General features: G+C 69.8%; 18 protein-coding genes and 1 pseudogene. 10 read left to right on the forward strand and 9 right to left on the reverse strand.

Going from position 1 to position 22793, the window contains the following annotated elements:
• Positions 1-342: 342 nt before the first annotated feature.
• Together ACGFNU_RS34205 and ACGFNU_RS34210 are read right to left on the reverse strand one after the other, a co-directional pair.
• Complete coding sequence (locus ACGFNU_RS34205) at positions 343-882, reverse strand: GNAT family N-acetyltransferase (RefSeq protein ID WP_392600453.1); 540 nt, start codon at positions 880-882, stop codon at positions 343-345.
• A 139-nt stretch (positions 883-1021) separates the two neighbouring features.
• The gene (locus ACGFNU_RS34210) at positions 1022-1450 is read right to left on the reverse strand and encodes a hypothetical protein (RefSeq protein WP_392600455.1); all 429 of its coding nucleotides are present in this window, start codon (positions 1448-1450) and stop codon (positions 1022-1024) included.
• 322 nt (positions 1451-1772) lie between these two features.
• Here ACGFNU_RS34210 and ACGFNU_RS34215 point away from each other — a divergent pair, with 322 nt between their 5' ends.
• Both ACGFNU_RS34215 and ACGFNU_RS34220 read left to right on the forward strand, forming a co-directional pair.
• Positions 1773-2288 carry a SigE family RNA polymerase sigma factor gene (locus ACGFNU_RS34215; RefSeq protein ID WP_392600457.1) on the forward strand — a complete coding sequence of 172 codons (516 nt, stop codon included), beginning with the start codon at positions 1773-1775 and terminating at the stop codon, positions 2286-2288.
• A complete protein-coding gene (locus ACGFNU_RS34220; RefSeq protein ID WP_392600459.1) occupies positions 2285-3385 on the forward strand; it encodes a hypothetical protein in 1101 nt (366 codons plus the stop codon). Before ACGFNU_RS34215 ends, ACGFNU_RS34220 begins: the two co-directional genes overlap by 4 nt.
• Before the next feature lie 296 nt (positions 3386-3681).
• Here ACGFNU_RS34220 and ACGFNU_RS34225 read toward each other — a convergent pair whose 3' ends face one another.
• A complete protein-coding gene (locus ACGFNU_RS34225) occupies positions 3682-5406 on the reverse strand; it encodes a hypothetical protein (RefSeq protein ID WP_392600461.1) in 1725 nt (574 codons plus the stop codon).
• 248 nt (positions 5407-5654) lie between these two features.
• Here ACGFNU_RS34225 and ACGFNU_RS34230 point away from each other — a divergent pair, with 248 nt between their 5' ends.
• Complete coding sequence (locus ACGFNU_RS34230; protein ID WP_392600463.1) at positions 5655-6644, forward strand: sigma-70 family RNA polymerase sigma factor; 990 nt, start codon at positions 5655-5657, stop codon at positions 6642-6644.
• A 78-nt stretch (positions 6645-6722) separates the two neighbouring features.
• Positions 6723-7538: a YybH family protein gene (locus tag ACGFNU_RS34235; RefSeq protein WP_392600465.1), complete on the forward strand. Its 816-nt coding sequence runs from the start codon at positions 6723-6725 to the stop codon at positions 7536-7538.
• 127 nt (positions 7539-7665) lie between these two features.
• Here the strand turns inward: ACGFNU_RS34235 and ACGFNU_RS34240 are convergent, their stop codons facing one another.
• The 4 genes from ACGFNU_RS34240 to ACGFNU_RS34255 all read right to left on the reverse strand — a co-directional run bounded on the left by ACGFNU_RS34240 (position 7666) and on the right by ACGFNU_RS34255 (position 14530).
• Positions 7666-8655, reverse strand: a complete 990-nt coding sequence (locus ACGFNU_RS34240) for a hypothetical protein (RefSeq protein ID WP_392600467.1) — start codon at positions 8653-8655, stop codon at positions 7666-7668.
• Positions 8652-9242: an RNA polymerase sigma factor gene (locus ACGFNU_RS34245; RefSeq protein ID WP_392600469.1), complete on the reverse strand. Its 591-nt coding sequence runs from the start codon at positions 9240-9242 to the stop codon at positions 8652-8654. The genes ACGFNU_RS34240 and ACGFNU_RS34245 overlap by 4 nt, the downstream gene beginning before the upstream one ends.
• Before the next feature lie 249 nt (positions 9243-9491).
• Positions 9492-12338, reverse strand: a complete 2847-nt coding sequence (locus ACGFNU_RS34250) for a glycoside hydrolase family 3 C-terminal domain-containing protein (protein WP_392600471.1) — start codon at positions 12336-12338, stop codon at positions 9492-9494.
• A 479-nt stretch (positions 12339-12817) separates the two neighbouring features.
• Positions 12818-14530 carry an IlvD/Edd family dehydratase gene (locus ACGFNU_RS34255; protein WP_392600473.1) on the reverse strand — a complete coding sequence of 571 codons (1713 nt, stop codon included), beginning with the start codon at positions 14528-14530 and terminating at the stop codon, positions 12818-12820.
• A gap of 65 nt (positions 14531-14595) precedes the next feature.
• Here ACGFNU_RS34255 and ACGFNU_RS34260 point away from each other — a divergent pair, with 65 nt between their 5' ends.
• From ACGFNU_RS34260 to ACGFNU_RS34285, 6 genes and pseudogenes are all read left to right on the forward strand, one after another.
• Positions 14596-15381, forward strand: coding sequence for an IclR family transcriptional regulator (locus ACGFNU_RS34260; RefSeq protein ID WP_392600475.1), 786 nt, complete (start codon positions 14596-14598; stop codon positions 15379-15381).
• Between the two features lie 82 nt (positions 15382-15463).
• Positions 15464-15823 (forward strand): annotated as a pseudogene (locus ACGFNU_RS34265) (alcohol dehydrogenase catalytic domain-containing protein); the annotation flags it as partial.
• A 103-nt stretch (positions 15824-15926) separates the two neighbouring features.
• On the forward strand, positions 15927-16154 hold the full coding sequence (locus ACGFNU_RS34270; protein ID WP_392600699.1) for a hypothetical protein: 228 nt from the start codon (positions 15927-15929) through the stop codon (positions 16152-16154).
• Between the two features lie 165 nt (positions 16155-16319).
• Entirely contained in the window at positions 16320-16739 is a 420-nt protein-coding gene (locus ACGFNU_RS34275; protein WP_392600477.1) for a hypothetical protein, read from the forward strand.
• 236 nt (positions 16740-16975) lie between these two features.
• The gene (locus ACGFNU_RS34280; protein ID WP_392600479.1) at positions 16976-18439 is read left to right on the forward strand and encodes a lysyl oxidase family protein; all 1464 of its coding nucleotides are present in this window, start codon (positions 16976-16978) and stop codon (positions 18437-18439) included.
• A 179-nt stretch (positions 18440-18618) separates the two neighbouring features.
• Complete coding sequence (locus tag ACGFNU_RS34285; protein WP_392600480.1) at positions 18619-20364, forward strand: carboxylesterase/lipase family protein; 1746 nt, start codon at positions 18619-18621, stop codon at positions 20362-20364.
• Between the two features lie 35 nt (positions 20365-20399).
• Here ACGFNU_RS34285 and ACGFNU_RS34290 read toward each other — a convergent pair whose 3' ends face one another.
• Together ACGFNU_RS34290 and ACGFNU_RS34295 are read right to left on the reverse strand one after the other, a co-directional pair.
• Positions 20400-20840, reverse strand: coding sequence for a hypothetical protein (locus ACGFNU_RS34290; RefSeq protein WP_392600481.1), 441 nt, complete (start codon positions 20838-20840; stop codon positions 20400-20402).
• A 505-nt stretch (positions 20841-21345) separates the two neighbouring features.
• Entirely contained in the window at positions 21346-22782 is a 1437-nt protein-coding gene (locus ACGFNU_RS34295; protein ID WP_392600483.1) for a WD40 repeat domain-containing protein, read from the reverse strand.
• Positions 22783-22793: the final 11 nt, after the last annotated feature.

A 22793-nucleotide genomic window follows, 5' to 3' on the forward strand; every position in this document is an offset into this window, starting at 1 on the left:
GCCGTCGTGGCGTGGCGCGTAGGGCACCCAGATCTTCGAGCCCTCCTCACACCGCTCGGCTGCAGGAACCTCGGCTGAACTGATGACCCACCACAGTGGGGTCGGCTCGGCATTTCTCGAATGCAATCCGCCACCGCCGTCCTCAGCTGAACCAGAACTCGACCGCAGCTTCGTTGACCTGGTTCCTGAATGAGTACTCACGACAGCACACAGCCGTTTCAGCGCTGCTTCACATCGGCGTCAACCCAGCTCGCCTTGTGAGTGGTGAAGCGTCGCGTCCGTGGCTGCGCAGAGAGCAGGTCACCTCCGCCTTGTCTGGACGCGGCGGTGGTGACGCCGATCTCACGAGCCGTACTTGATCCAGATCATCCGGCGGCCGGTGCTCGCGGGGGCTTCCGGGATGTCGTCCTCGATGCGGTCCAGGTGAAAGCCGAGCCGTTTCGGGATGGCGGCGCTGGCGGTGTTGGCCTCGTCGCAGTGGATCTCGATCCGCTCGATCCCGGGTAGCGCGAGTCCCGTTTCGGTCAGAGCCCCGGCCGCTCTGGTCGCCAGGCCCTTGCCGATGTGCTCGGCGTGCAGCCAGTAGCCGATGTCGAAGGCGCCCGGCCCCACTCGGGCGTGCAGGCCCATGGAACCGCGCAACTGCTCGCCGGCCGGGTCGAAGACGCCGTAGAGGTAGGCCTCCCCGTCTTCCCATCGCCTGATCGCCGCTGCGATGAGCTCCTCTTGATCGGTGGGCTCGGGCCGTTCGGCGGCCCAGGACATCCACGGGTGCAGGAGTTCGAAGGATTCCAGGACGGCGGTGTGCAGCGCCGGGGCGTCGGCGGGCGTCCAGCGGCGCAACAGTCCGCCGTCGAGCGCGATGCGTCCGGGCGGTCTCATTCTCCGATCATCGAAATAGGAGCCGCCGCACGCAACTGCATTTGACGCAGGGCCACGGCGCTCCTGCGACATCGAATCGGCCCGGCAGGAAACACTGCCATGCGTTTTGTGGTGATGACCCGGCGTCCAAGGCGTTCTCTTAGAACAGCCGCCCGGGGGTCCATTGCGGCTCGTCGTCCTCGGCGTCCGCGGCCGATGGGTCAGGATCGTGTCGCGCGGCCGGGTCTGGTTGGAAGCGCGGACCGGGTGCCAGCGGGCTGGTACCGGTGTTCTCGGCGAGCCAGCCCTGATCCATCAGGCGGTTGACGAGCTGGCTGGCGTACCAGCGGCGGGCCTCGTCAGGAATCATGGCCAGGTCGGGCCGGACGTGCTCGGCGACGGCGTACCAGGTGGGGCCGCGCTGGCGACGGCGCCAGTGGTCGTCCACCCACGCCGCGACCCGGCGACCCAGACCGGGGTCGCGGCGGTCAGCCGCGACCCATTCGGCCAGCAGCGGATACCGGTCGCGCCGGTCCCCGTTCTTCCGGGGCTGTCGCCGACGGCCACTGCTGGTGTTCGGCGCCGCCATGGTTCCTTAGTCAACCATCTGTGCGCGGCCCGGTACTACTCCACGGACGAACATCGAGGTCAGGCGAAGCGAGTATCGGGAGGAGCTCAAGGCTTTCGATCATGACGTCGGCCCGCATCCTCCGGCCCGACGCTCAGAAGCCAGCTGACGCACCTCAGGGAACGGATCACCCAGACAGGCACGATCACTGCGATCTTGCTGGCGGCGGCGGCGGTGTGAAGCGGTGGTGCGGAGGGGTGGTGGTGGCGGTCTGGTTTGGTCTGGCGTGGCGGAAGTTTGCTTGGGGGACGCAGCATTTCGGCGTGCTGCGCGTCTCTTGTCTGTGGACCACCAACGAATACTGGAGTCTTCAACCCCGGCTGACGTAGGCAGGCTCTACCGCGACCATGTTCTGAGCCTGATCCGGCTCGCGATGCTGATGGTCGGGGACTCGCCCACCGCGGAGGACGTCGTGCAGGAGGCCTTCCTCGGGCTGCACCGCAGGCAGGGGCTTCTGCGGGACCCCGACCGCGCCCTGGCCTATGTGCGATCAGCGGTGCTCAACCGATGCCGGTCGGTCCTGCGGCGTCGAGCGGTGGCACGGCGGTTCGGCCAGTCGCAGCAGCCGCCCGCCTGGTCGGCCGAGGACGGTGTTCTGGCCACCGAACGGCGGCACCAGATGCTGGCGGCGATCGCCCGCCTGCCGCTCCGGCAACGTGAGGTACTGGCGCTGAGGTTCTACTGCGACCTTCCCGAGAACGAGATCGCTGGCGTGCTGGGCATCAGCCGCGGCACCGTCTCGTCCACCACGTCCCGGGCACTGACCGCGTTGGCGCAGATCTTGGAGGAGGAATCATGAGCGCGCTCGAGGACCGGATCCGCGACGCGTACGCGGCCGCCGACGCCTGGGGGCCGCGCGTGCCGCCTCTGCTGCCCGAACCGCGGCGGCCGCGCCACCGCTGGGCGGTCCCGCTCGTCGCCGCCGCGGCCCTGGCGGTGATCATGGTCGGCACGATGTACGCCGTCGGCCGTCCCGAGCCGGAAAGGGCGGCGCAGGCACCACCCGCCCGCTTCCTCACGCAGGACCCAAGCACCCAAGGGCTTGCCGTGTACAACGTCCTGGACGGCAGACTGGTCCACCGTCTCGCGATCAGGGCGGAGGAGGTGGCGGCCGCCGCCGACGGCCGTACGTTCTTCGCCGCCGTCCGATCGCGGACCAGCGCCAATACCTTCCACAAGATCGTGCTCGATCGCCAGGGGAAGGCCGCCGTGTCGCGGCTGCCGATCCCCGCCGTCACCGGGCACATCGACTCCATGACCGTGACGGCCGACGGCTCCCGGCTGGCTTTCACCGTGCAGGACCCCTCTACCTCGTGCCGCCTCCACCCGGTCAAGGGGTGCGAGGGCATTGTCGGAGATCTCCGCGTGGCCGACGTCCGGACCGGTGCTGTCACCCAGTGGTCCACTCGGCGTAAAGGCAACATCTTCGCGTCGTCGCTGGACGCCGTCGGCCGCCAGATCGCCTTCTCGTGGGCGTCGGAGACGGGCGGTACCAGTGAGTTGCGCGTCCTGGACCTCACGCGACCTGGCCATGACCTCCTCAACAGCCGCGTTCTGGTCGACGAACGATCGCGGCTGGGAAATTTCGACGCCGATGGCGGACTGTCCATGCGTCCAGATGGCACGGCCGTGGCGGTGAGCATGTCGCAGAAGGACGGGCCCACACGAATCACCGAATTCCCGCTGACGTCCGGGGCCAAGCCCCGCACCCTTTACACCGCCCCCAAAGAGGTGGTCACCTCGTCCTTCGGGGTCGTGCTCTACAACCGGCAGTTGACGGAGCTGCTTGTGCACGGTGCCGGACTTCCGCTGAGCCGTGTGTCCTTGACCACCCGGCGCGTCGTCCGGCTGGGCGACCCGCGCTACACCGACTTCCACATCATCGCCGCTTGGTGACCGAACGAGACGGCGGACGGTTCGCGAGGCGCCCGTCGTTCGGATGGCGCTCCGGGCTGGCAGAGACGGTCCGCCGCCCATATGGAGTTCGCTCGCGTCCAGTCCGCCTGCGTGCAGTCCGCCCGCATCCTGCGGCTCTCGTCCGGTCCGCCCGTGTGCAGTCTGCTGTGCCCAATCTGCTCGCGTCCACGCCGCTCACGTCGAGTGGCTGTCGACCAGTTCGGTGGTCGGCCGGTCGGGGCGAGGATCTTGTACGTCGGGTTCAAGCTTGGAGATCCTCGCCCCCCGAGGGTTTGTCAGCCGTTGATGGCGTAGGCCCGGATCACGGTCTGGTCGAGCGCTCCGGGGATGGTCGCCCGCAGCGAGACGAAGCCCTCCTTCGGGTTGGTCAGGGTCGCCATCCAGTCCTTGCCCTTGCGGGTCACCGTGACGGCCTTCCAGGTCGCGCCGTCATCGGACGAGGCCCACAGCTTCGGAGCGGCGGTGCCTGCCCGGCCGGTCGTCATGGTCACCTGCTGGCGAGCGCCCGCCTTGGCCCTCGACTGCTCGTCGAGGGGAGTGCGGTAGGTGAGATACGGCAGACGAATGACCTGGTCATCCTTGACGGCGAAGTTCCACACGACGTGCTGGCGGACGGCGAGGGGCGAGAACGGGGCGGCGCGCCTCTCGTCCACCGTGAGGCTGTAGTTTCCCGGCTTGAGCAAGCCCCAGTTCCAGGCGGCGCCAGGCAGGTCGTAGGTGTAGACGGTGTTTCCGCTCGGGTCGCGCAGGACCGAAGTGCCAGTTGATCCAGGGTACGGAGCCATAGGGCTCCTGCCCGCGCCTGTCGAGTGCATGCCGATCGCCAGCGCCGGCTCGCCGCCCTCGTTCTCGTTCCAGATCACGACCCCTTCACGCGGACCGAACAGGGCGGGGGTAAGGCGACGCTGGTACGAGCCCGCCTTCGTGAAGCGCTCCTGGCGTGACCAGAGCTCTGTCGTCTCGAATCCGAACTCGCAGTCCGGCGTGGTGTTCATCCAGTCGAGCTCCCACGCGACGCCGGGCGAGTAGTACTCGGTGCGAGTGCCGGGTGCCGCTCCCACGCCCGTGAAGAAGCCGATTCTGGGGCCGCCGTCCGTCCAGATCGGCATGGCATGCCCGCCGACGCAGACCGGGCTTCCCTCGGTGCCGTACGCGGTCTTCACCGCGGCCAGATCCTTCGTGTGCACGTTCAGGCCCGGCTTCTGCGGCACGCCGCCGTCCTGCTGCTCCACCACGTTGTAGACGTACGGGCTGCCGGACTCGGCGCCCTTGCGGGTGAAGACGGCCTGGAAACCGACGGACAATTCCGGCGCGGATCCGGTCGGCGTGATGTAGGCGTTCTCGAGCGGCATCATCGACGAGGTGACGACCGACCGGCCCGCGATCTTCTGGACGACGCGTACCTCGCCGGTCAGGAGCCGGGCATCGGCGCGGTCGACCGTCGCCGCGATGGGCTTGGCCTCGCGCGCGTCGAGCAGGACTTTGGTGGTCGCGGTGATCTCGACCTTGGGCCGGTAGACGAGGGCGGACGACGTCGTGCCGTCCTGCTCGGTGGTGCTGACGCGGGTCAGCATGGCGTACTGGCCCGCCGGAAGCTCGCCCTCGACGTGGCCGTTCTGCAGTTCGGCGTAGAACGGGTCGTCACCGGTCAGCGGGTAGAACTCGACCAGCGTCTGGTCCGCGGCAGGCTTGCCGTTTCGATCGAGCACATCGACCGCGATCTGAACACCCTCCTGGACGCCGTCCCGGGCACTCAGCCGCCGTGCCTTCGCCGGGCGGCGCGCGCCCTTGGTCACCGCCTCCTTCCGCAGGCCGTGCGGGTAGCGGTCACGGACGCCCTGCGACTTCTGCGAGGCGGCCTGTGCCGTGGCGCGATCCGTCGCCGAGACGCGGCCCGCGCTCACCCCGTCCGGACCGCTCAGCACCGCGGCACCCACCATGCTCGCGGTGACGGCCGCGACGGCCGCCGCGGTCACGGCAAGGGTCTTCTTCTCTGCCAAGGGATTTCCCTCCATGGAAACGGCCGGCAGATCTCGCCGGCCTCGTGGAGGACATGTCCGGCACGGGAAGATCATTTCAACACCGGACGCCTCCGCCGTCGCGCCAGACCAACACGCCGGCTCAAGCTGGGCGAAGCGCACGAGCGCTGATCGACCCCTGCAAGGGAAACGCAACCGAGCCGCCTTCTACGAATGAGGCTGGGCAGCGCGTCGCTTTCGGGACGGGAGTGTGGAATAGGTTCGGCTGCATGGACGACGGCACATCGCAGGACCAGCTGGCGGCGGCACGCGCTGGGGACGGTGCCGCCTTCGGACGGTTGGTGGAGCCGTTCCTAGGGGAACTGCGGGCGCACTGTTACCGGATGCTGGGGTCGTTCCATGATGCCGAAGATGTCGTCCAGGACACGCTCGACCGGGCCTGGCGCGGCCTGGAGCGGTTCGAGGATCGCGGGTCGGTGCGGCCGTGGCTCTACAAGATCGCGACAAATCGTTCGCTGACGCTGATCGAACGGCGGGGGCGGCGCGAGCTGCCCGTTGATCTGAGTCCGGAACGCGCGCCGCTGGCCGAGACGGTCTGGCTGGAGCCCTACCCGGATCGGCTCATGAACTGGACGGCGCGGCTCACTCCAGAGGAGCGGGCGGTGGCGCGCGAGAGCGTGGAGGTCGCCTTCGTCGCCGCGCTCCAGCACCTGCCCGCCTCCCAGCGCGCCGTCCTGCTCCTGCGCGACGTGCTCGGCTACAGCGCCGGCGAGACGGCGAGCCTGCTGGAAACGTCGGTCGCGGCGGTCAACAGCACCCTCCAGCGTGCCCGCAAGGCCGCCGCCGGGCTGCTCCCCGACCACGCCCAGCGTCAGACCTTGGCCTCGCTCGGAGAGCCGAGGGTGCGCGACCTCGCCCAGCGATACATGGCGGCGTGGGAGGCCGGGGACGTCGACGCCGTGGTGGCGATGTTGACGGCGGACGCGAGGTTCTCGATGCCGCCGCTGACGTCCTGGTACGAGGGACACGACGGCATCCGCGGCTTCCTCGCGAAGGGGCCGATGCGCGAACGTTGGCGTTTCCTGCCGACGCGGGCCAGCGGGCAGTTGGCGTTCGGCACGTACATGTGGAACCAGGACAACTACGTCCCGGCGGGACTGGACGTGCTGGTGCTGCGGGACGGGCTGGTCGCCGAGGTGATCTCGTTCCTGGACGCGGACTTCGCGGTGTACGGATTGCCGGCCGAGCCTGCTCGGTAGCGAATTCGGCGCGGCGCGATGATTTCGCGAACCGGCGCGGGTTGTAGCTCTGACAGAACTCCGACCCGGGAGGACGCGATGACCGCAGCAGAAGACCAGATCCGCGCCCTGATAGAGCGCTGGGCCCAGGCCGTGCAGTCAGGCGACATGGACGGGGTGCTCGCCGACCACGCCAAGGACATCGTGATGTTCGACGTGCCGCCGCCGTTCGAAGGCGTTCACGGCATCGAGGCCTACCGCGAGACCTGGCCGCCGTTCTTTGAATGGCAGGCCGCCGGCGCCGCCTTCGAAATCGAGTCGCTTGAGGTCACCGCCGGTGCCGACGTCGCGTTCGCGTACGCCCTGCTGCGTTGCGGCACCGCTGAGGAACTGGCCGCCAACCCGGCCACCCGCCTGCGGCTGACGCTGGGCCTGCGCAACGAGGACGGCCGGTGGATCGTCACGCACGAACACCATTCGTTCCCGTCCACCGATCAATCGAGCACCGAGGAGGTGCGGGCACTGCATGACACGTGGTTCACCGCCTCCGAGGCCAAGGACCTCGACGGCCTCATGGCCGTCATCGCCGACGATGTCGTCTCCTACGAGCACGACGCACCACTCCAGTACACCGGGGCCGACGCCGTACGCGAGGTCTGCGCGGCCGGCCTGGCGGCATCCGGCGACGCCGCCCTCCGCTGGGAGGTCCCCGACCTGAAGATCCTTGTCCGGGCTGACCTGGCGATCGCGTGGGGCCTCAACCACGTCCACCTCGACCCAGGGGGCGACAGCTGGTCCCGCGGAACCCGCGTCTTCCAGCGCCGCGACGGCGCCTGGACGATGATCCACCAGCACCTCTCCTACCCGTACGACCCCGCCACCGGCCAGGCAAAGCGGGACCTACAGCCGAAATGACCCGACTCGCAGCAGCAGCGATCAGAGATTCCGATCCCCGCCGCGCTCCGAAATTGCGGGCGCGGCGGGATCGGGGGCGCTCGTCCGCCTTGGCATCGCTGCCGCGGCGGCTGCCTGGTTCTGGCGGTCAGTTCGTGGGGGTCACGCTGGGGGCGGCGGCCGGTGGGCTGGACGGGACCTGGGCGCCCGGTGCCGGCGCGCCCGGCGGCGAGGAGTTCGGCGACTTCGGTTCGGTGGGCTTGGGGCCGACGAAGAGCAGCACCTGACCGTCCGCCCACGGGACGGCGTCGTGGACGTACCAGTTCCCCGGCACCTGCCCCGGGTAACGGGCCTTGCTCTGGTTGCCCTCCATGACCCGGTACTCGGGGACGGTGACGTTCCGCTTCTTCAGCGCCGCCAGCACCTGCGACACCTTGCGCTTGCGGAACACCATCCCGTGCATGGCCTCGCCACGCGCGTCCACCTGCGCGGTGCTCGTGTACTTCTCACCGCGGCGCGCGGCGCGGCCGAAGACGACGGCGGCGGTGCCCTTGTAACCGATCCGGACCCGCACACCCACCGTGCAGTCGTTCCCGCCGCTGGGCACCTCGCAGGCGCCCTTGACGCGCAGGTCGGAGACGTCGCCCGGCCGCGTTCCGTCGCTGGTGTCCTGCATCACGACGGTTCCCACCATCGACGGCGAGACGGGCACCAAGCTCAGGCTGACGTTCAGGCCGTGCTGCGCGAACTCCGCCTTGTACCGCTTGGGGTCGGCGTACGGGTCGCGGACCCGCACGTTGAGGTAGCGGTCCTTGCGAGTGAAGCTGAGCGCGGCGACCAGCTTGATCTGGCCGGGCGCGGCCTTGGACGACGTGGCCTGGACCGGGGCGCCGGAGTGGCCGGGCTGCGCGACGAACGCGACGGCGGCCACCGCCCCGGCCACCCCCGTGGCCAGCAGCGGAAGCCCGATGGTCAGCCTGCGCCGGACGCGCGACGTGGCAGGTTCGTCGGCCGTGGCCGCCGCGGTGGTGATCCGCCGGGAGAGGTCGGCGGCCGTCTCGTCGCTGAGCAACTCGGCGGCGTGAGCGTCGGTGACCGGGGCGATGCGTCCGATGAGGGTGTCGATGTCGTGGTTCATGAGCGTTCTCCGTTGATGACCGCCGCCGACAGCGTGCGGGTGTGCGGGGCTTGGGCTCCGTGCAGGTCGAGTCCGCGAGCGAACCGGCGGCGTGCCCGGTACAACCGGATCCGCACCGCGTTGCGCGAGCAGCCCAGCACCGCGGCGATCTCGCCGTGGTCCAGGCCCTCCCAGCCGACCAGGGACAGCAGCTCCCGCTCGCCCTCGGACAGCTCGCCGAACGCCGCCGCGATCGCGGCCCGATCGCCCTCCGGCCGGGGCGGACGGTGCGACGCGAGATCGATCCGCAGCTGCCCGGCCAGATCACCGACCAGCGCCGACCGGCGGCGCTCACCCCGGTGATGGTTGGCCAGGACGCGGCGGGCGACGCCGTACAGCCAGAGCTTGGCCGCCTCGCCTGCCGGCACGTCGTCCAGCTTCCGCCAGGCGATCAGAAAGGTCTCGGCCAGGACGTCGGCCGCGTCCTGCGGATCGGCAGTGCGGCGCAACGCGTATCCGAGGATCTGCGCCTGGTGGGCCGCGTAGACCCGCTCGAAACGTCGTCGTCGTTCATCAGGTGGATGTGACGCCTCCGGAGTGGCTGACACGTGCTTCCTCTCGCCGTACGGACCGGACGATCACCACATGTCCGCCAACCCACGAGCATTTCACCCACCCGCACCCAGCGGTCTGAACCGCCTTCACCTCGGACGAGTTCACCGAACGGTCTCGCGGCAGCACGGCCGACCCACAATCAAGCTGACGAAACCCGGCGCGGCCCCTCTGCGGGAGCTTCGGTTCGCGTACGAAGGGCAGTCAGAGTTGTGGCGAATGTGGCGCGATTGCGTCGGCGATATTCACAATGATGTACAGGGCTGGACGGGGCGTTCGGCTAGGACCTCTCCGGCCGAACGGGCAAGGTGCAGGGCGAACGGGCCGGGTTCGGTCTCCCAGTTGCGGCCGTTCCAATGTTGGAAGGCTCGTTCGGCGATCGGGACGGTCACCTCGACGCGTTCTCCCGGCGCGGCATGAACCGTCGCATAGCCCGCGAGCCAGCGCACCGGTCGCTCGACTGCGGAGCCTGGACGCGAAAGGTAGAGCTGGACGACGTGCTTGCCTGGCCGGTCTCCGGTATTGCGCACCGCGACGTGGGCGGTGGTGCCTTCGACAGTGAAACCCTCGTGTTCCCAGTGGGTATAGCCAGTTCCTGCACCGAACCAGTAGGCGGGGGTGACGCCGTTGCGCAGGTAGGCGCGGTGCCCGATGTGCAGGCCCTCGGTGTAGGTGAGCACTCCGTCTGAGGGCGTGACGTTGTCGACCGGCACCGACGTGGCCGGCCATGTGGTGGGCAGCCGTCCGCCCGGTTCGACCGCTCCGGACAGCACATCGGCGAGAGCGTTGCCGAACTCCATGCCGGGAAACCAGCCGAGCAGCACGGCGGCGACGTCCGCACGCCAGGGCATCAGCACCGGAGCACCGGTGTTGACGACGACCACGGTGCGCGAATTGACCGCCGCCACGGCGGCGACCAGCTCGTCCTGCCTGCCGGGCAGGCTCAGGCCGGCGCGGTCGAAGCCCTCGCTCTCGATCGCCTCGGTCGTCCCGATCACCACGACGGCCACATCCGCCGCTTGGGCGGCGTCGACGGCGCGACTGAACTCGTCCTCCGCCGGAAGCTCCGCTTGGCGCAGGCCTACCTGGACGCGGAACATCGGGAGTTCGGAGGGCCACGTGAAGCGGACGGTGACAGCGACCTCTTCGCCGGCCTGTAGATCGAGGCTCGTACTCGCCTGCGGCGGATCGAAGAAGGCATGAATCAGGGCCCGCGGGTCGGTGACGGTGTGCTCGGCGACGACCGGGCCGTCGTTTATGCGTACTTCCAGGTCACCGGTGCCGAAACCGCCCAGCTCCCACGTACCGGACTCCGCGGCGCGCAGGGTCGCCCGGAGTTCACAGGCGGTGGCACCCGCCGGCGTGGTGGCCTTGCTGCGGAAGACGCCTGCGGTGTGGGCGGGCTCCGTCACCAGCTCGGCACCGTCGACCGAGAGCCAGGACACGGTGCCCGAGACGATGTCGTCGCCCGCCGGCTGGCGCAGCCCCGAGTGCAGGCGAACCCCGTCGGCCTGCACCAGCCGCTCACCCCAGACGGCCCGCATCCCCTGCTCGGGCGTCACGGTGTAGGGGGCGGTGACCGCGGCGCTGCCGCCGCCCTGAATGCGTGGTTCACGCGAGCCAGGACCGATCAAAGCCACCGTCGCATCAGCCGCCAAGGGAAGGACACCGCCCTCGTTACGCAGCAACACCATCCCCGCCGCGCTGGCTTCCCGGGCCAGCGCAGCACCACCCCCAAGCACAGCAACGCCACCAGAGCCAGCCCCGTCGCCCGAGCGACCGTCACCACCTAGGCCAGTCACACCGGCGGCGTCTGCGTGATCGCTGGCGCCAGCAGCGCCGCCGCAGCCAGTGCCACCGGGGCAAGCAACATCGCCAGGGCCAGCGCCGCCAGGGCCAGCGCCGCCAGGGCCAGCGCCGCCAGGGCCAGCGCCGCCAGGGGCAGCGACACCGCCAGGGCCAGCGCCGCCGGGGCCAGCGGCCCCGCCAGGGGCAGCGCCGCCAGGGGTAGCGACACCGCCAAGGCCAGCGCTGCCGGGGTCAGCGTCACCGTCACTCGGGCTTGCATCGTCGGCGAGGCTAGCGTCGGCAGGGCTCGCGGCGCTGCCGAGAGCAGAGTTGGCATCGTCGGGGCCTGGAACGCTGAGGCTAGCGACACTGCTGGGCCAGACAGCGCTGGCGGGGCTGGCGACCCTGCCCGAGGCGGTGTCTCCGGGGGCGGCCGGGTCATTAGGGATGGCGGCGGCGGTGAGGGCTCCGAGGCGTTCGGCGAGGAGTAGCAGGCGGCGCACCTTTCGGTCGATCGCGTCCTCCGGTACCGCGCCCGAGCGCACGGCCTCGGCCAGGGCCTCGCCCCAGCGGGCTTCGGGGCCCGGCATCGCCAGGTCGGTGCCCGCGCGGGCGGACGCCTCGGTGGAGCGGACGGCGCCCCAGTCGGACACCACCACGCCGTCGAAGCCCCATTCGCTGCGCAGCGGGTCGTCGAGGAGCGGGTTCTCGGTCATGGAGGCGCCGTTGACACCGTTGTAGGCAGCCATGATCGACCACGGCCGGCTCTCGCGGACGACGTGCTCGAACGGGGCGAGGTAGAGCTCGCGCAGCGTGCGGTCGGCGACACGGACGTCGACGGTGAACCGGTCGGTCTCGGAGTCGTTGGCGACGTAGTGCTTGGGGCAGGCCGCGATGCCGCGCCGCTGGATGCCGTCCACATAAGCGGCGGCGAGCCGGCCCGTCAGCAGCGGGTCTTCGGAGTAGGACTCGAAGTGACGGCCGCCGCGCGGCGCCCGGTGCAGGTTGATGGTGGGGCCGAGGACGACCTCGACCTCCTTGGCCACGGCCTCGGCGGCGAGGAACTCACCGACGCGCCGGAGCAGGTCCTCGTCCCAGCTGGCCGCGAGCGCCGTGGGGGAGGGCAGGTTGGCAGAGGTGTTCCGCTCGTTCTCCCACCAGCCGCGAACGCCGACGGGCCCGTCGGACAGGTGCAGCGCGCGCAGGCCGATCTCGGGCGCCTCGGCCGTGGACCACAGCCCCGTCCCGGTGATGAGCCGGAGCTTGGCGTCGAGGTCGAGGCTGCTCAGCAGGCGGTCGATCATGCGCGTTCGCTCTCCGTTTCGGCGGTGATGAGGCGGTGGCGCTCCGAACCGGCACGCCCGGGGACGTTCGGCGGGCGGTACGGCGTCGGCGATCGTGCCGGGCGGTAGGAGCGTGGCTAGGCGCAGTACATCACCGTCCAGGGGCCGGGACGACTCGATGCGCCCACGCGGCGAGTCGCGGGCGGCGAAGCCCGAAGGGACGCCGCACAGGAAGGAAAGCGTGGCCTCGGTGGGGAAGCGTGGCTTTCGCGGGGACGGCGCGGCCTGGGTAGGGAGGGCGCGGCCTTGGCGGGGGCGGTTTGGGCTTGGCGGGCGGCGTGTGGCTCGGCGGAGCAGGGCGTGGCCTCTGCGGGGGAGGGCGTGGCCTGGGCGGGCGACGGCGTGGCCCAGGTGGGAACGGCGTGGCTTTCGCGGGGGAGGGGGTGGTCTCGGTGGGACGGCGTGGTCTTGGCGGGGGGCGGCGTGGTCTTGGTCGGGGGTCAGTGGGATTCTCGGGTTACTTCTGAGCCGCTGGAGCCGCGGAGGAAGTCCAGGTCGGCGCCGGTGTCGGCTTGGAGGACGTGGTCGATGTAGAGCCGTTCCCAGCCCCGTTTCGGGTCGGCGAAGCCGGCGACGGTGGCCTTGTTCGGCGTGCGGCGGGCGAGTTCGTCGTCGGGCACCTCCATGTCGATGCGGCGCGCCTCGACGTCCAGGCTGATGACGTCTCCGGTGCGGACGAGGGCGAGGGGCCCGCCGGCGGCGGCCTCCGGCGCGACGTGCAGGACCACGGTGCCGTAGGCCGTGCCGCTCATGCGTCCGTCGCAGACGCGGACCATGTCGCGCACGCCCTGGGCCAGCAGCTTCTTCGGCAGCGGCATGTTGGACACCTCAGGCATGCCGGGATACCCCTTGGGGCCGCAGCCGCGCAGGACCAAGACCGAGTCGGCGTCCACGTCCAGGTCCGGATCGTCGATGCGGGCGTGGAAGTCCTCGATGTTGTCGAAGACCACGGCGCGGCCGCGGTGCCGCAGCAGGTGCGCCGAGGCCGCCGCGGGCTTGATCAGCGCGCCGTCGGGCGCGAGGTTGCCCCGCAGCACGGCGATGCCGCCCTCGGCGACCAGCGGCGCCGAACGCGTGCGGATCACCTCTGCGTCCCAGATCGGCGCGTCGTCCAGGTAGTCGGCCAAGGGTTTGCCGGTGACGGTGAGCGCGTCGGGGTCGAGCAGGTCGCGCACTTCGCGCAGGACGGCGAGCAGCCCGCCGGCCCGGTGGAAGTCGTCCATCAGGAACCGTCCCGCCGGCAGCAGGTCGACCAGCACCGGCACGCGCGAGCCGATGCGGTCGAAGTCGTCGAGCGACACCTCCACGCCCAGCCGTCCCGCGATGGCCAGCAGGTGCACCACGGCGTTGGTCGAGCCCCCGATCGCCGCGAGCGCGACGATCGCGTTGTGGAAGGACGCCTTGGTCAGGAACGTGCTGGGCCGCCGGTCGGCGGCGATCATGTCGACGGCGAGCCGTCCGGTGCCGTGCGAGGCCCCCAGTAGGCGGCTGTCGGGGGCGGGCGTGCCGGCGAGGCCGGGGACGACCGTGCCCAGGGCCTCGGCCACCAGCGCCATCGTCGAGGCGGTGCCCATCGTGTTGCAGTGCCCGCGGCTGCGGATCATCGCCGACTCCGAGCGGGTGAACTGCTCCTGCGACAGCGTGCCCGCCCGGACCTCCTCCGACAGCCGCCACACGTCGGTGCCGCAGCCCAGCGGCGCGCCGCGGAAGGTGCCGGTGAGCATCGGCCCGCCGGGGACGACGACGGCGGGCAGGTCGACCGACGCGGCGGCCATCAGCAGCGACGGGATGGTCTTGTCGCAGCCGCCGAGCAGGACGACGCCGTCGATCGGATTGGCCCGCAGCATCTCTTCCGTGGCCATCGCGGCCATGTTGCGCCACAACATCGCCGTCGGCCGCACCTGCGTCTCACCCAGTGAGACGACGGGCAGTTCAAGAGGGACGCCGCCTGCCTCGTACACCCCGTTCTTCACCGACTGCGCCACCTCGTTCAGGTGCGCGTTGCAGGGGGTGAGGTCCGAGGCGGTGTTGGCGATGGCGATCTGCGGCCGTCCGTCGAAGGCGTCGCCGGGCACGCCCCGGCGCATCCACGCGCGGTGGATGTAGGCGTTACGGTCCTGGCCCTCGTACCACTGCGCACTACGAAGCCTCATGGACGCCTGCTTCCAATAATCGACACCATGGTCTAACTTTTGGAACGTACACGGAGGATACACAGATGGTCACCGAGACGACAGACGCGGTCGGCGACGGTCGTCTCGTGGGTTCGGACCGCGTGCTGGCCGTCCTCAAGGAGCTCGCGAGGTACCCCGACGGCGTGGGGCTGGAAGAGCTGACCCGGGTCATCGCCAGCCCGAAGCCGACCGTCCACCGGGCGCTCGGCGCCCTGCGCCGCGCGGGCCTGGCCGACCAGGACGCGCGCGGACGCTACGTGCTCGGCGACGAGTTCCTCCGGATGGCCTTCACCCACCACGAGGCACGTCCCGAGCACGTGCGCATCCGCCCGTTGCTGGAGACGCTGGCCGCGCGATTCGGCGAGACCGCGCACTACGCCGTGCTCGACGGCAGGGAGGTCGTCTACCGGGCCAAGGTCGACCCGCCGACCGGCGCGGTCCGGCTGACGTCCACGATCGGTGGACGCAATCCCGCCCACACCACCGGCGTCGGAAAACTGCTGCTGGCGTATCACCTCGACACTCTGGAAGCGGTCGAGAAGTGGATCGGCGACGCGCCGCTGGAACGCCGCACGCCCCAGTCGCTGTGCACGGCCGAGGAGCTCCACCGCGACCTGCTGTCGACCCGCGAGCGGGGTTACGCGGTCGACGACCAGGAGAACGAGGTCGGGGTCAACTGCCTCGCCCTGCCGGTCTACACCGTCTCGCGGGTGACGCCCTCGGGCGCGGTGAGCATCAGCGCCCTGACCTACCGCACCCCATTGCAGTCGCTCGTCGAATCCGTGGAGGACGTCCGCAACCTGCTCGGCCACCTGAGTGACCCCCGGTGACCGCCGCCGGCAGCCTGGACCGCATCCGTCCCGTCCTGGCCGACGGGACATCCGCACGCCGGCAGAACGTACTCGTCCCGCGATGAGGGCGTTCGTGCTCACCGCGCCCGGCGAAGGCTCGGTACAGGAAGTGCCGGCGCCGACGGCCGCGCCAGGCGAAGTGGTCGTCGACGTCGAACGCGTCGGCGTCTGCGGCACCGACGTGGAGTTCTTCACCGGCGAGATGGCCTACCTCCACCAAGGCCACTCGTCCTACCCGCTCCGGCTGGGCCACGAGTGGACGGGCGTCGTCTCCGCCGTCGCCGACGGCGTCGATCCCATCTGGCTCGGGCGGCACGTCATCGGAGACACCATGATCGGCGACGGCACCTGCCGCCGGTGCCGACGCGGCAACCAGCACGTATGCGACAACCGTCAGGAACTCGGCATCCGCGACGGTCGTCCTGGCGCACTCGCCGAGCAACTAGCGGTCCCAACGTCTTCGCTGCACGCGCTCCCGGACTCTGTCGACCCCGTACTGGGCGCGCTGGTGGAGCCCGGCGGCAATGCTTTGCGCGCGGCCCGGGCCGCCGATCTCCCTGTCGGGCTCCCCGGGCCTGGCGGCCGCCATCCGCGCCTACGCCGACGGCACCGTCGACCCGCGCCCCCTGGTCGCCGCGACCGTAGGCCTGGACGAGGTCGGCGCCATCCTGGCCGGCCGGCGTCCCGCGAACGCGGGCCCCGGCCCCAAGTTCCACGTCGACCCCCGCCGCACCTCAGAAGCAGGCACATAAGCGAGCCGTCCGACACCAGGAGGTCGGCGCACCCGGCCTAGGAGCAGCTCCTCCAACACCGGCAGCCGGTGCACCTGGGTCTGGGAGCAACTCCTCCGACACGCGACACGTCCAGTGGTCGAGGGCGCCGTCTGCCCTCTGACCGGCCGGTTAAGCTCCCAGCCTGTGACAAATCCGCTCGGCCCACTCGACCGCCAACGTCTTCTGGACGACATCGACCCCCATGACGTAGGGGAGCAGCACGCACTCCTGCGCGAGATCTTTCAGGCGGAGATGCGGCAGCGGCCTGACACCGGCGGCGACGAGTTCTTCGAAAACCTCTACCATTGCGCGTTCCTGCTCTACCTGATCGGTGACCCCAGCGACGTCCCGATGATGTGGCAGGCCAAACACCTCGACTTCGACACCTCGATCGGATTCGACGTGCAGTTCCTACTTGGTGCAGGTGTGAAAGCCACCCTGGACTACCTCAACGCCCACGGACGGGCCGACATCGCCCAAGCCCTGGCCGAATACGAGGAAACCAGTGAAGACCTGCACGAGTGGGAGGCCTTCCGGCGTGATTACTTCTACGACCCTGACTGAAGCCTGATCCAGGGGCTGTTATCACGTTTCGTGCTCGCGTGAATACTTTAATTGCTGGGCAACCATCTGCGGCCGCTCGGGCGTCTCTAGATATGCCATGGAGTTCAGGCGGTCGCGGGCCTGCGTTTCCCGATGGAAACGGCCGCGACCGCACCCCCGCCTGCCCCGAAGAGTTCCGTGACACCTCGCGGATACGTGTTTGGAGGCTTGCCATCTTCAGCAGTTCCCCTCGTCCGATGCGTTCTCTGGCTTTCGCCACCGCAACGCTTTCACTGCTCGCGGCCGGCGGAACGCAGGCCGCGGCCGCTCCTGCCAAGCCGGCCCTTCAACTCCTGGTCGCCTCCAACACGGTGACCCTCTACGACACTCCGAAACCACGCGGCGTCGACCTCGAGCTCGGCACGTACCTGGGCGCGGTGGGCTCGCCCTTCGAGATTCAGGTCAAACGCAAGTCCTACGGCGACCCGGTCGTGGGAACGCAGATCATCCGGCAGGGCGGCAAGGTCCGAACCCGGACGCTGCCGAAGAGCATGGTCAGGGATTTCCTGGGCCTGAAGAAGTTCCTGCACATCACGCTCACCGACGCCAAGGGCAAGAAGGTCGTCGAGCGCGACCAGAGCATCTGTCCCGCCGGTGAGGGCGCGCGGGCCAAGCCCGGCGGGCCGGCCACGTCCCCGTATCCGTCGGGCTGCTGGGGCAACCCGTTCACGCTCGGGTCGGTCTGGGGCATCCAGCGCGACTGGGCCGTCGGCACCGCGAGTTACGGCAACGAGAAGCCGGTCAAGCTCGCGGCAGGCACCTACAAGGCCACCATCACCGTCAACAAGGCCTACCGGGATCTCTTCGGGATCCCCGCGGCTCCGAAGACCGTGCAGGTCGAGGTGCGCATCAGGGAGGAGCCCGAGCACCCGCGGCCGCAGAGGAAGGTGTCCGCGCTCAGAGCGGCGGCCTCGCGGCCCACCGGGCCCGACGTGGTGCCCAAGGGCCCCAAGCCCGACCTGCGTTCCCTGCCGGCGTGGAACATCATGCTCACCGACGGCAAGGGCGGCGGGCACGGCGGCCCTCAGACGGCGGCGGATCCGAAGAAGGAGTATCTCGCGTTCAGCGCCAACGTCTGGAATGCGGGCCCGTCCCCTCTCGTCGTGGACGGTTTCCGCGTCAAGCAGGGCCTCATGGACGCCTACCAATACTTCTACGACGCCAAGGGCAAGGAAGTCGGTCACGCCAAGACCGGCGCCATGGAATGGGACGCCCGAGACGGCCACGAGCACTGGCACTTCACCGACTTCGCCAGCTACCGGCTCCTCAAGGCCAACAAGAAAGAGGTCGTGCGAAGCCAGAAGGAGGCGTTCTGCCTGGCCAATACCGACGCCATCAACTACCTGGTCAAGAATGCCAACTGGAAGCCGGAGAACACCGACCTGCACACGGCCTGCGGTGACCTGTCATCGCTGTCGGTCCGCGAAGTGCTGGAGGTCGGCAGCGGCGACACCTACAACCAGGACCTGCCCGGCCAGTCGTTCGACGTGACGAACCTGCCGAACGGGACCTACTACATCCAGGTGATCGCCAACCCCGCGCACCGGCTCTTCGAGTCCAACCTCAAGAACAACGTCGCGCTTCGCAAGGTCATCCTCGGCGGCAAGCCCGGCGCCCGCACCGTGAAGGTGCCGCCCCACCAGCTCGTCAACGCCCCCTGACCCACCCAGACGGACCCGGCCGGCCACACCCCGGCCGGGTCCAACCCCCTCCGTGTGCCGTCATGTGCGGCAACATTCGGACAAACGGGTGGCGACGAGCACTCATTGACCGCGGAGGCGCCGAAATTTAGGCTTCCAAGAAGATCTATCGTGTGGTCCGGTGTCGGAGGCAGGCACGCATGATCCCTCACAGATCGCTTCGCGGATTCGCCGTCGGGCTGGCCCTGCTGCTCCCGTCCGCCACGACAGTCGACCCAGCCGCCGCCGCGGCCGCAAAGCCCGCCACCGCGACCGCCGTGACCGCCAGGCCGGGCACCGCCACGTCCGCGGGGCCGGGCACCGCCGCGTCCGCCGGGACGAGCACCTCGCCCGGTGCGCCGACCGCCAGGCCGCAAGGTGGTGATCGGGTGATCGTCAGGACGGACAAGGGTGCGGTGCGGGGGAGCACCACCGAGGGCGTCGACCGATTCCTTGGCATTCCGTTCGCGGCGCCTCCGGTGGGGGACCGCCGCCTGGCCCCGCCCGCACCCGCGTCCCGCTGGCGCGGTGTTCGTCCCGCCACCGCGTACGGCCCGGCCTGCGCGCAGCTTCCGAGCGGCAACGGGCCAAGGTCCGAGGCCGAGGACTGCCTCTACCTCAACGTCTTCCGGCCCACCGGGGCACGGCGCGCTCACCGTCGGCTTCCCGTGCTGTTCTACATCTATGGCGGCGGCCTGCAGAACGGCGGCGCCCAGCAGTACGACGGGTCAAAGCTGGCCGCCGACAACAACGTCATCGTCGTCACCGCCAACTACCGCCTCAACGTCTTCGGCCTCCTCACGCTGCCCGGACTCAGCGGCAACTACGCGCTGCACGACCAGCAGGCCGCACTCCGCTGGACGCGGGCGAACGCCGCCGCGTTCGGCGGAAACCCCCGCGCCGTCACCATCGGCGGTGAGTCCGCCGGTGCGTTCTCGGTGTGCGCGCACCTGACCGCGCCTGGTTCGGCCGGCCTCTTCAACGGCGCGATCCTCCAGAGCGGCAGCTGCATCTCCACGCCGAAGGCACAGGCGGAATCCAACGGCACCGCGTTCGCCCGGTCGGTCGGCTGTTCCGACCCGTCCACCGTGGTGACCTGCCTGCGGGCCAAGCCCACATCAGAACTGCTCGACGCGAGCACGCGCTTCCAGCCGAGCCTGGTCAACGGCGGCGACTCGCTTCCCGTCCCGCCTGCGGACGCGGTGGCGGCGGGCCGTTTCGCCCAGGTACCAGTCGTCGTCGGCGCCACCCGTGACGAGGGACGGACGTTCGCGCTCGGTTTCGCCGGATCCACGCCCGCGCAGTACGAGGCCTGGGTCCGGGCGATCTTCGGTGCCAGGGCGGACGAGGTGCTGCGGCGCTACCCGATCGGCGACTACACGGGTCAGTACGCCGCCGCCTACGCCGTCGCGGCGATCCTGACAGATGCGGGCCTTGTGGGCGGTATCGGCGGATGCCCGAACCTGCGCCTGGCCCGCCAGCTCTCCACGCACACCCGCGCCTACCTGTACCAGTTCGACGACAGGCAGTTCCCCGGCCTCACTCCGGGCCGCCCGCCCGGATACGAGTGGGGCGCCCCGCACGCGGGTGACCTGCCGTATCTGTTCCCGAGCTTCGACAACGGCACGCCGATCACCCCGTACTTCACCGCCGCCCAACATCGGCTGGCCGACGACATGAGCCGCTATTGGGGAACGTTCGTCCGCCGCGGCACGCCCAACGCGCCGCTTTCCCACCTGGCGTACTGGCCGGACATGAGGTCAGGAGCTCTCCTCTCCCTCCGTCCCGGAGGCAAGAGCGCCCGCATCACGTTCGCCGAATATCGCGCACAACACCAATGCGATTTCTGGGACGCCTCACCCGTTCCAACCACCGCGACCGACTTCAGGGCGCCGACCAACAGCTGACCGCCGCCATTCCGCGCCGTTTGGGGCGGCGGTGCTCAGCGCAGACGCTGGACCCGCTGGTAGCGGGCCTCGGAATACCAAGTGTTGTTCTTGGCGAACATCAGGAGGGCGGCCACAGAAGCACTGGTGCGTTTCCAGGAACCCGAGAACGGGCGCTGCCGCCCGGCGCGGATGGTGAAGCGATGCGACCGGCCGTCGCAGCTGAGGTTGCCGATGTCGCCGGCGCCCGCACGCTGGACGACCATGCCCTTGCCGGGCGGCTGCCCGACCACGGCGACGAGCCGGGTGCTCTGCCGGCAGACGTAGGTTCCCTGCACCTTCACGGTGGTCTTGCCGATCACCGTGGCGCGGGTGACCTTGACGGAGGGCGGACGTGCGTCCATGCCCGCAGCCGACGAGGCCGGAGTGTGCACGGTCCCAACAGCCAGCGCTGCGGCAACGGCTGCGATCGCGGCGGCCGGGTTGATACGGCTCATCGTGTCCCCTGAATGTCGACGCCTGTTTCCTCGGCTGGCCAGCCTTTCCTAGGGCGCCGCTTCAGCGTGGACGAAAGGCACGGGCGGCAACACGATTTCCCGGAGGCGAGACGAGATTTGGCCGCACGATTGCACGGCCGGAAGAGATGTCGGTGGGCATGGCTACAGTGCCGCCATGCCAGATGAGCCCTCCCCGCCTGTGGATACTCGGGCCCCGACGTCCACGGGCAGCGACTGGAGCCGCCAGCTCGCCGACGCCTTCGCCGTCCTGCTCGGCCGTCCCCTGCGGGAGTACGATCCCAACGCGGTCTACGCGGCCTCTCTCTACGGCAATCTGATGGACGAGACCGGTTTTCGGCAGGACGCGGCCTGGGTGCGCCCCGCGGCTTTGAGCGGCGCCGAACCGGTCGTCTGGGACATGGCGGACGGCGAGACCGAACGGCTCCCGCTCTTCGACGCGAGCGGATCGATCTTCGAGTTCTGGACGCCCGAGGGGGAGAAGACATCACTCCCGGAAGACTTCGCCGCCGCAGTTCCCCCGCCCTCGACGGAACCTGGACCGTCTTCTTCCCCCGGCTCGTCTCCGACGGCACCCTCTTGGACGCGCTGCGGGCCGCCCTCGCCACTGGCCACAGTCCCGACGACCTACTGTCCTCCGCGGCGGAGCCAGACGAGCACTGGGCGGAATTGCTGGCCGCCATCGATCACCCCGGCCTCCGGAGCACACCGAGGTATTGGAGGCGACGGCCAAGGTAGATCCGTCAGGGCTGTAGGTGATCGGGCCTTCAACGGTCAACGGATCGCCCAATTGCCGGTGGGCGTTGACGTCCCACAGTCGTACGGTGCCGTCGTTGACCGCAGTGGCCAGGGTGCGGCCATCGCGGCTGAACACTGCCGAGTTGACCCAACCTGCCTGGTCGGCGACGGGCGCGCCGAGCTGGAGACGAGACTTGACGTCCCAGAGCCGCACGATGCCCTCGCCGATCGTCGCCATGGTCCGGCCATCGGGACTGAAGGCCATCGTCTTCACCCAGTCGGCGCGTCCGGTGATGGGCGGCCCCAAGGGGCGACGGCTCAGTACATCCCAGAACTGCATCGTGGTCTGGCTGCTCGCGGCCAGAGTCCGGCCGTCAGGGCTGAGAGCCACCGAGCTCATGGGCTCTTTGCTCTTCATAGGGGTCCCGACTTCCCGATGTCTCCGGACATCCCACACGTGCGCGGACTGCCCGTCCGGCGCGATCAGCGTCCGGCCGTCGGGGGTGAAGAGAACCGCGTCCACCCATCCATGAACGGTGAAGGCGGCACCGGCCTGACGATGTGCCCTGAAATCCCACAGACGTACCTTGCCGTCCTCCTGGCCTGCGCTGGCGAGCATCCGCCCATCCGGGCTGAACGCCACTGTGGTGATCCATCCGGTGTGCTCGGCGGCAAGTGGAGCGCCGAGTTGACGCTGCGTTCTCACATCCCACAACCGGACCACCATGTCCTTGCCTGCGCTGGCGAGGGTACGGCCATCGGGACTGAACGCCACCGAGTTCACCTGGTCGGTGTGGCCGGTGAGCGGGGCGCCGATCTGGCGCCGGGACTTGACATCCCACAACCGCACGGTCTTGTCCGAACCGGTGCTCGCGAGCGTACGGCCGTCCGGGCTGAAGGCCACCGACAGCACCGGTTCCGTGTGACCGGACAAGGTGCCCCGCCCGGGCCGGCTGAGAACCGACACCAGTCCTGTATAGGCGTCACGGGTCGGTGCGATGCGCCACGCGGCCGCGGCCAGAAGCGCGGAGGCTACGGGATCCGCACTGAGCGCCTCGCTTTGCGCAGTGAGCTGGCGGGACACCGCCAGATCGCGCTGACGCGAGGCCTCGCCCGCGGAGCGGAAGGCCACAGTGGCCAGGACCAGGGCGGCCGCGAGGAGAACGGCTAGTGCGGCGAGGGTCATACGGCGTATTC

This window comes from Spirillospora sp. NPDC048911 (assembly GCF_043198015.1).
Classification (GTDB): domain Bacteria; phylum Actinomycetota; class Actinomycetes; order Streptosporangiales; family Streptosporangiaceae; genus Spirillospora.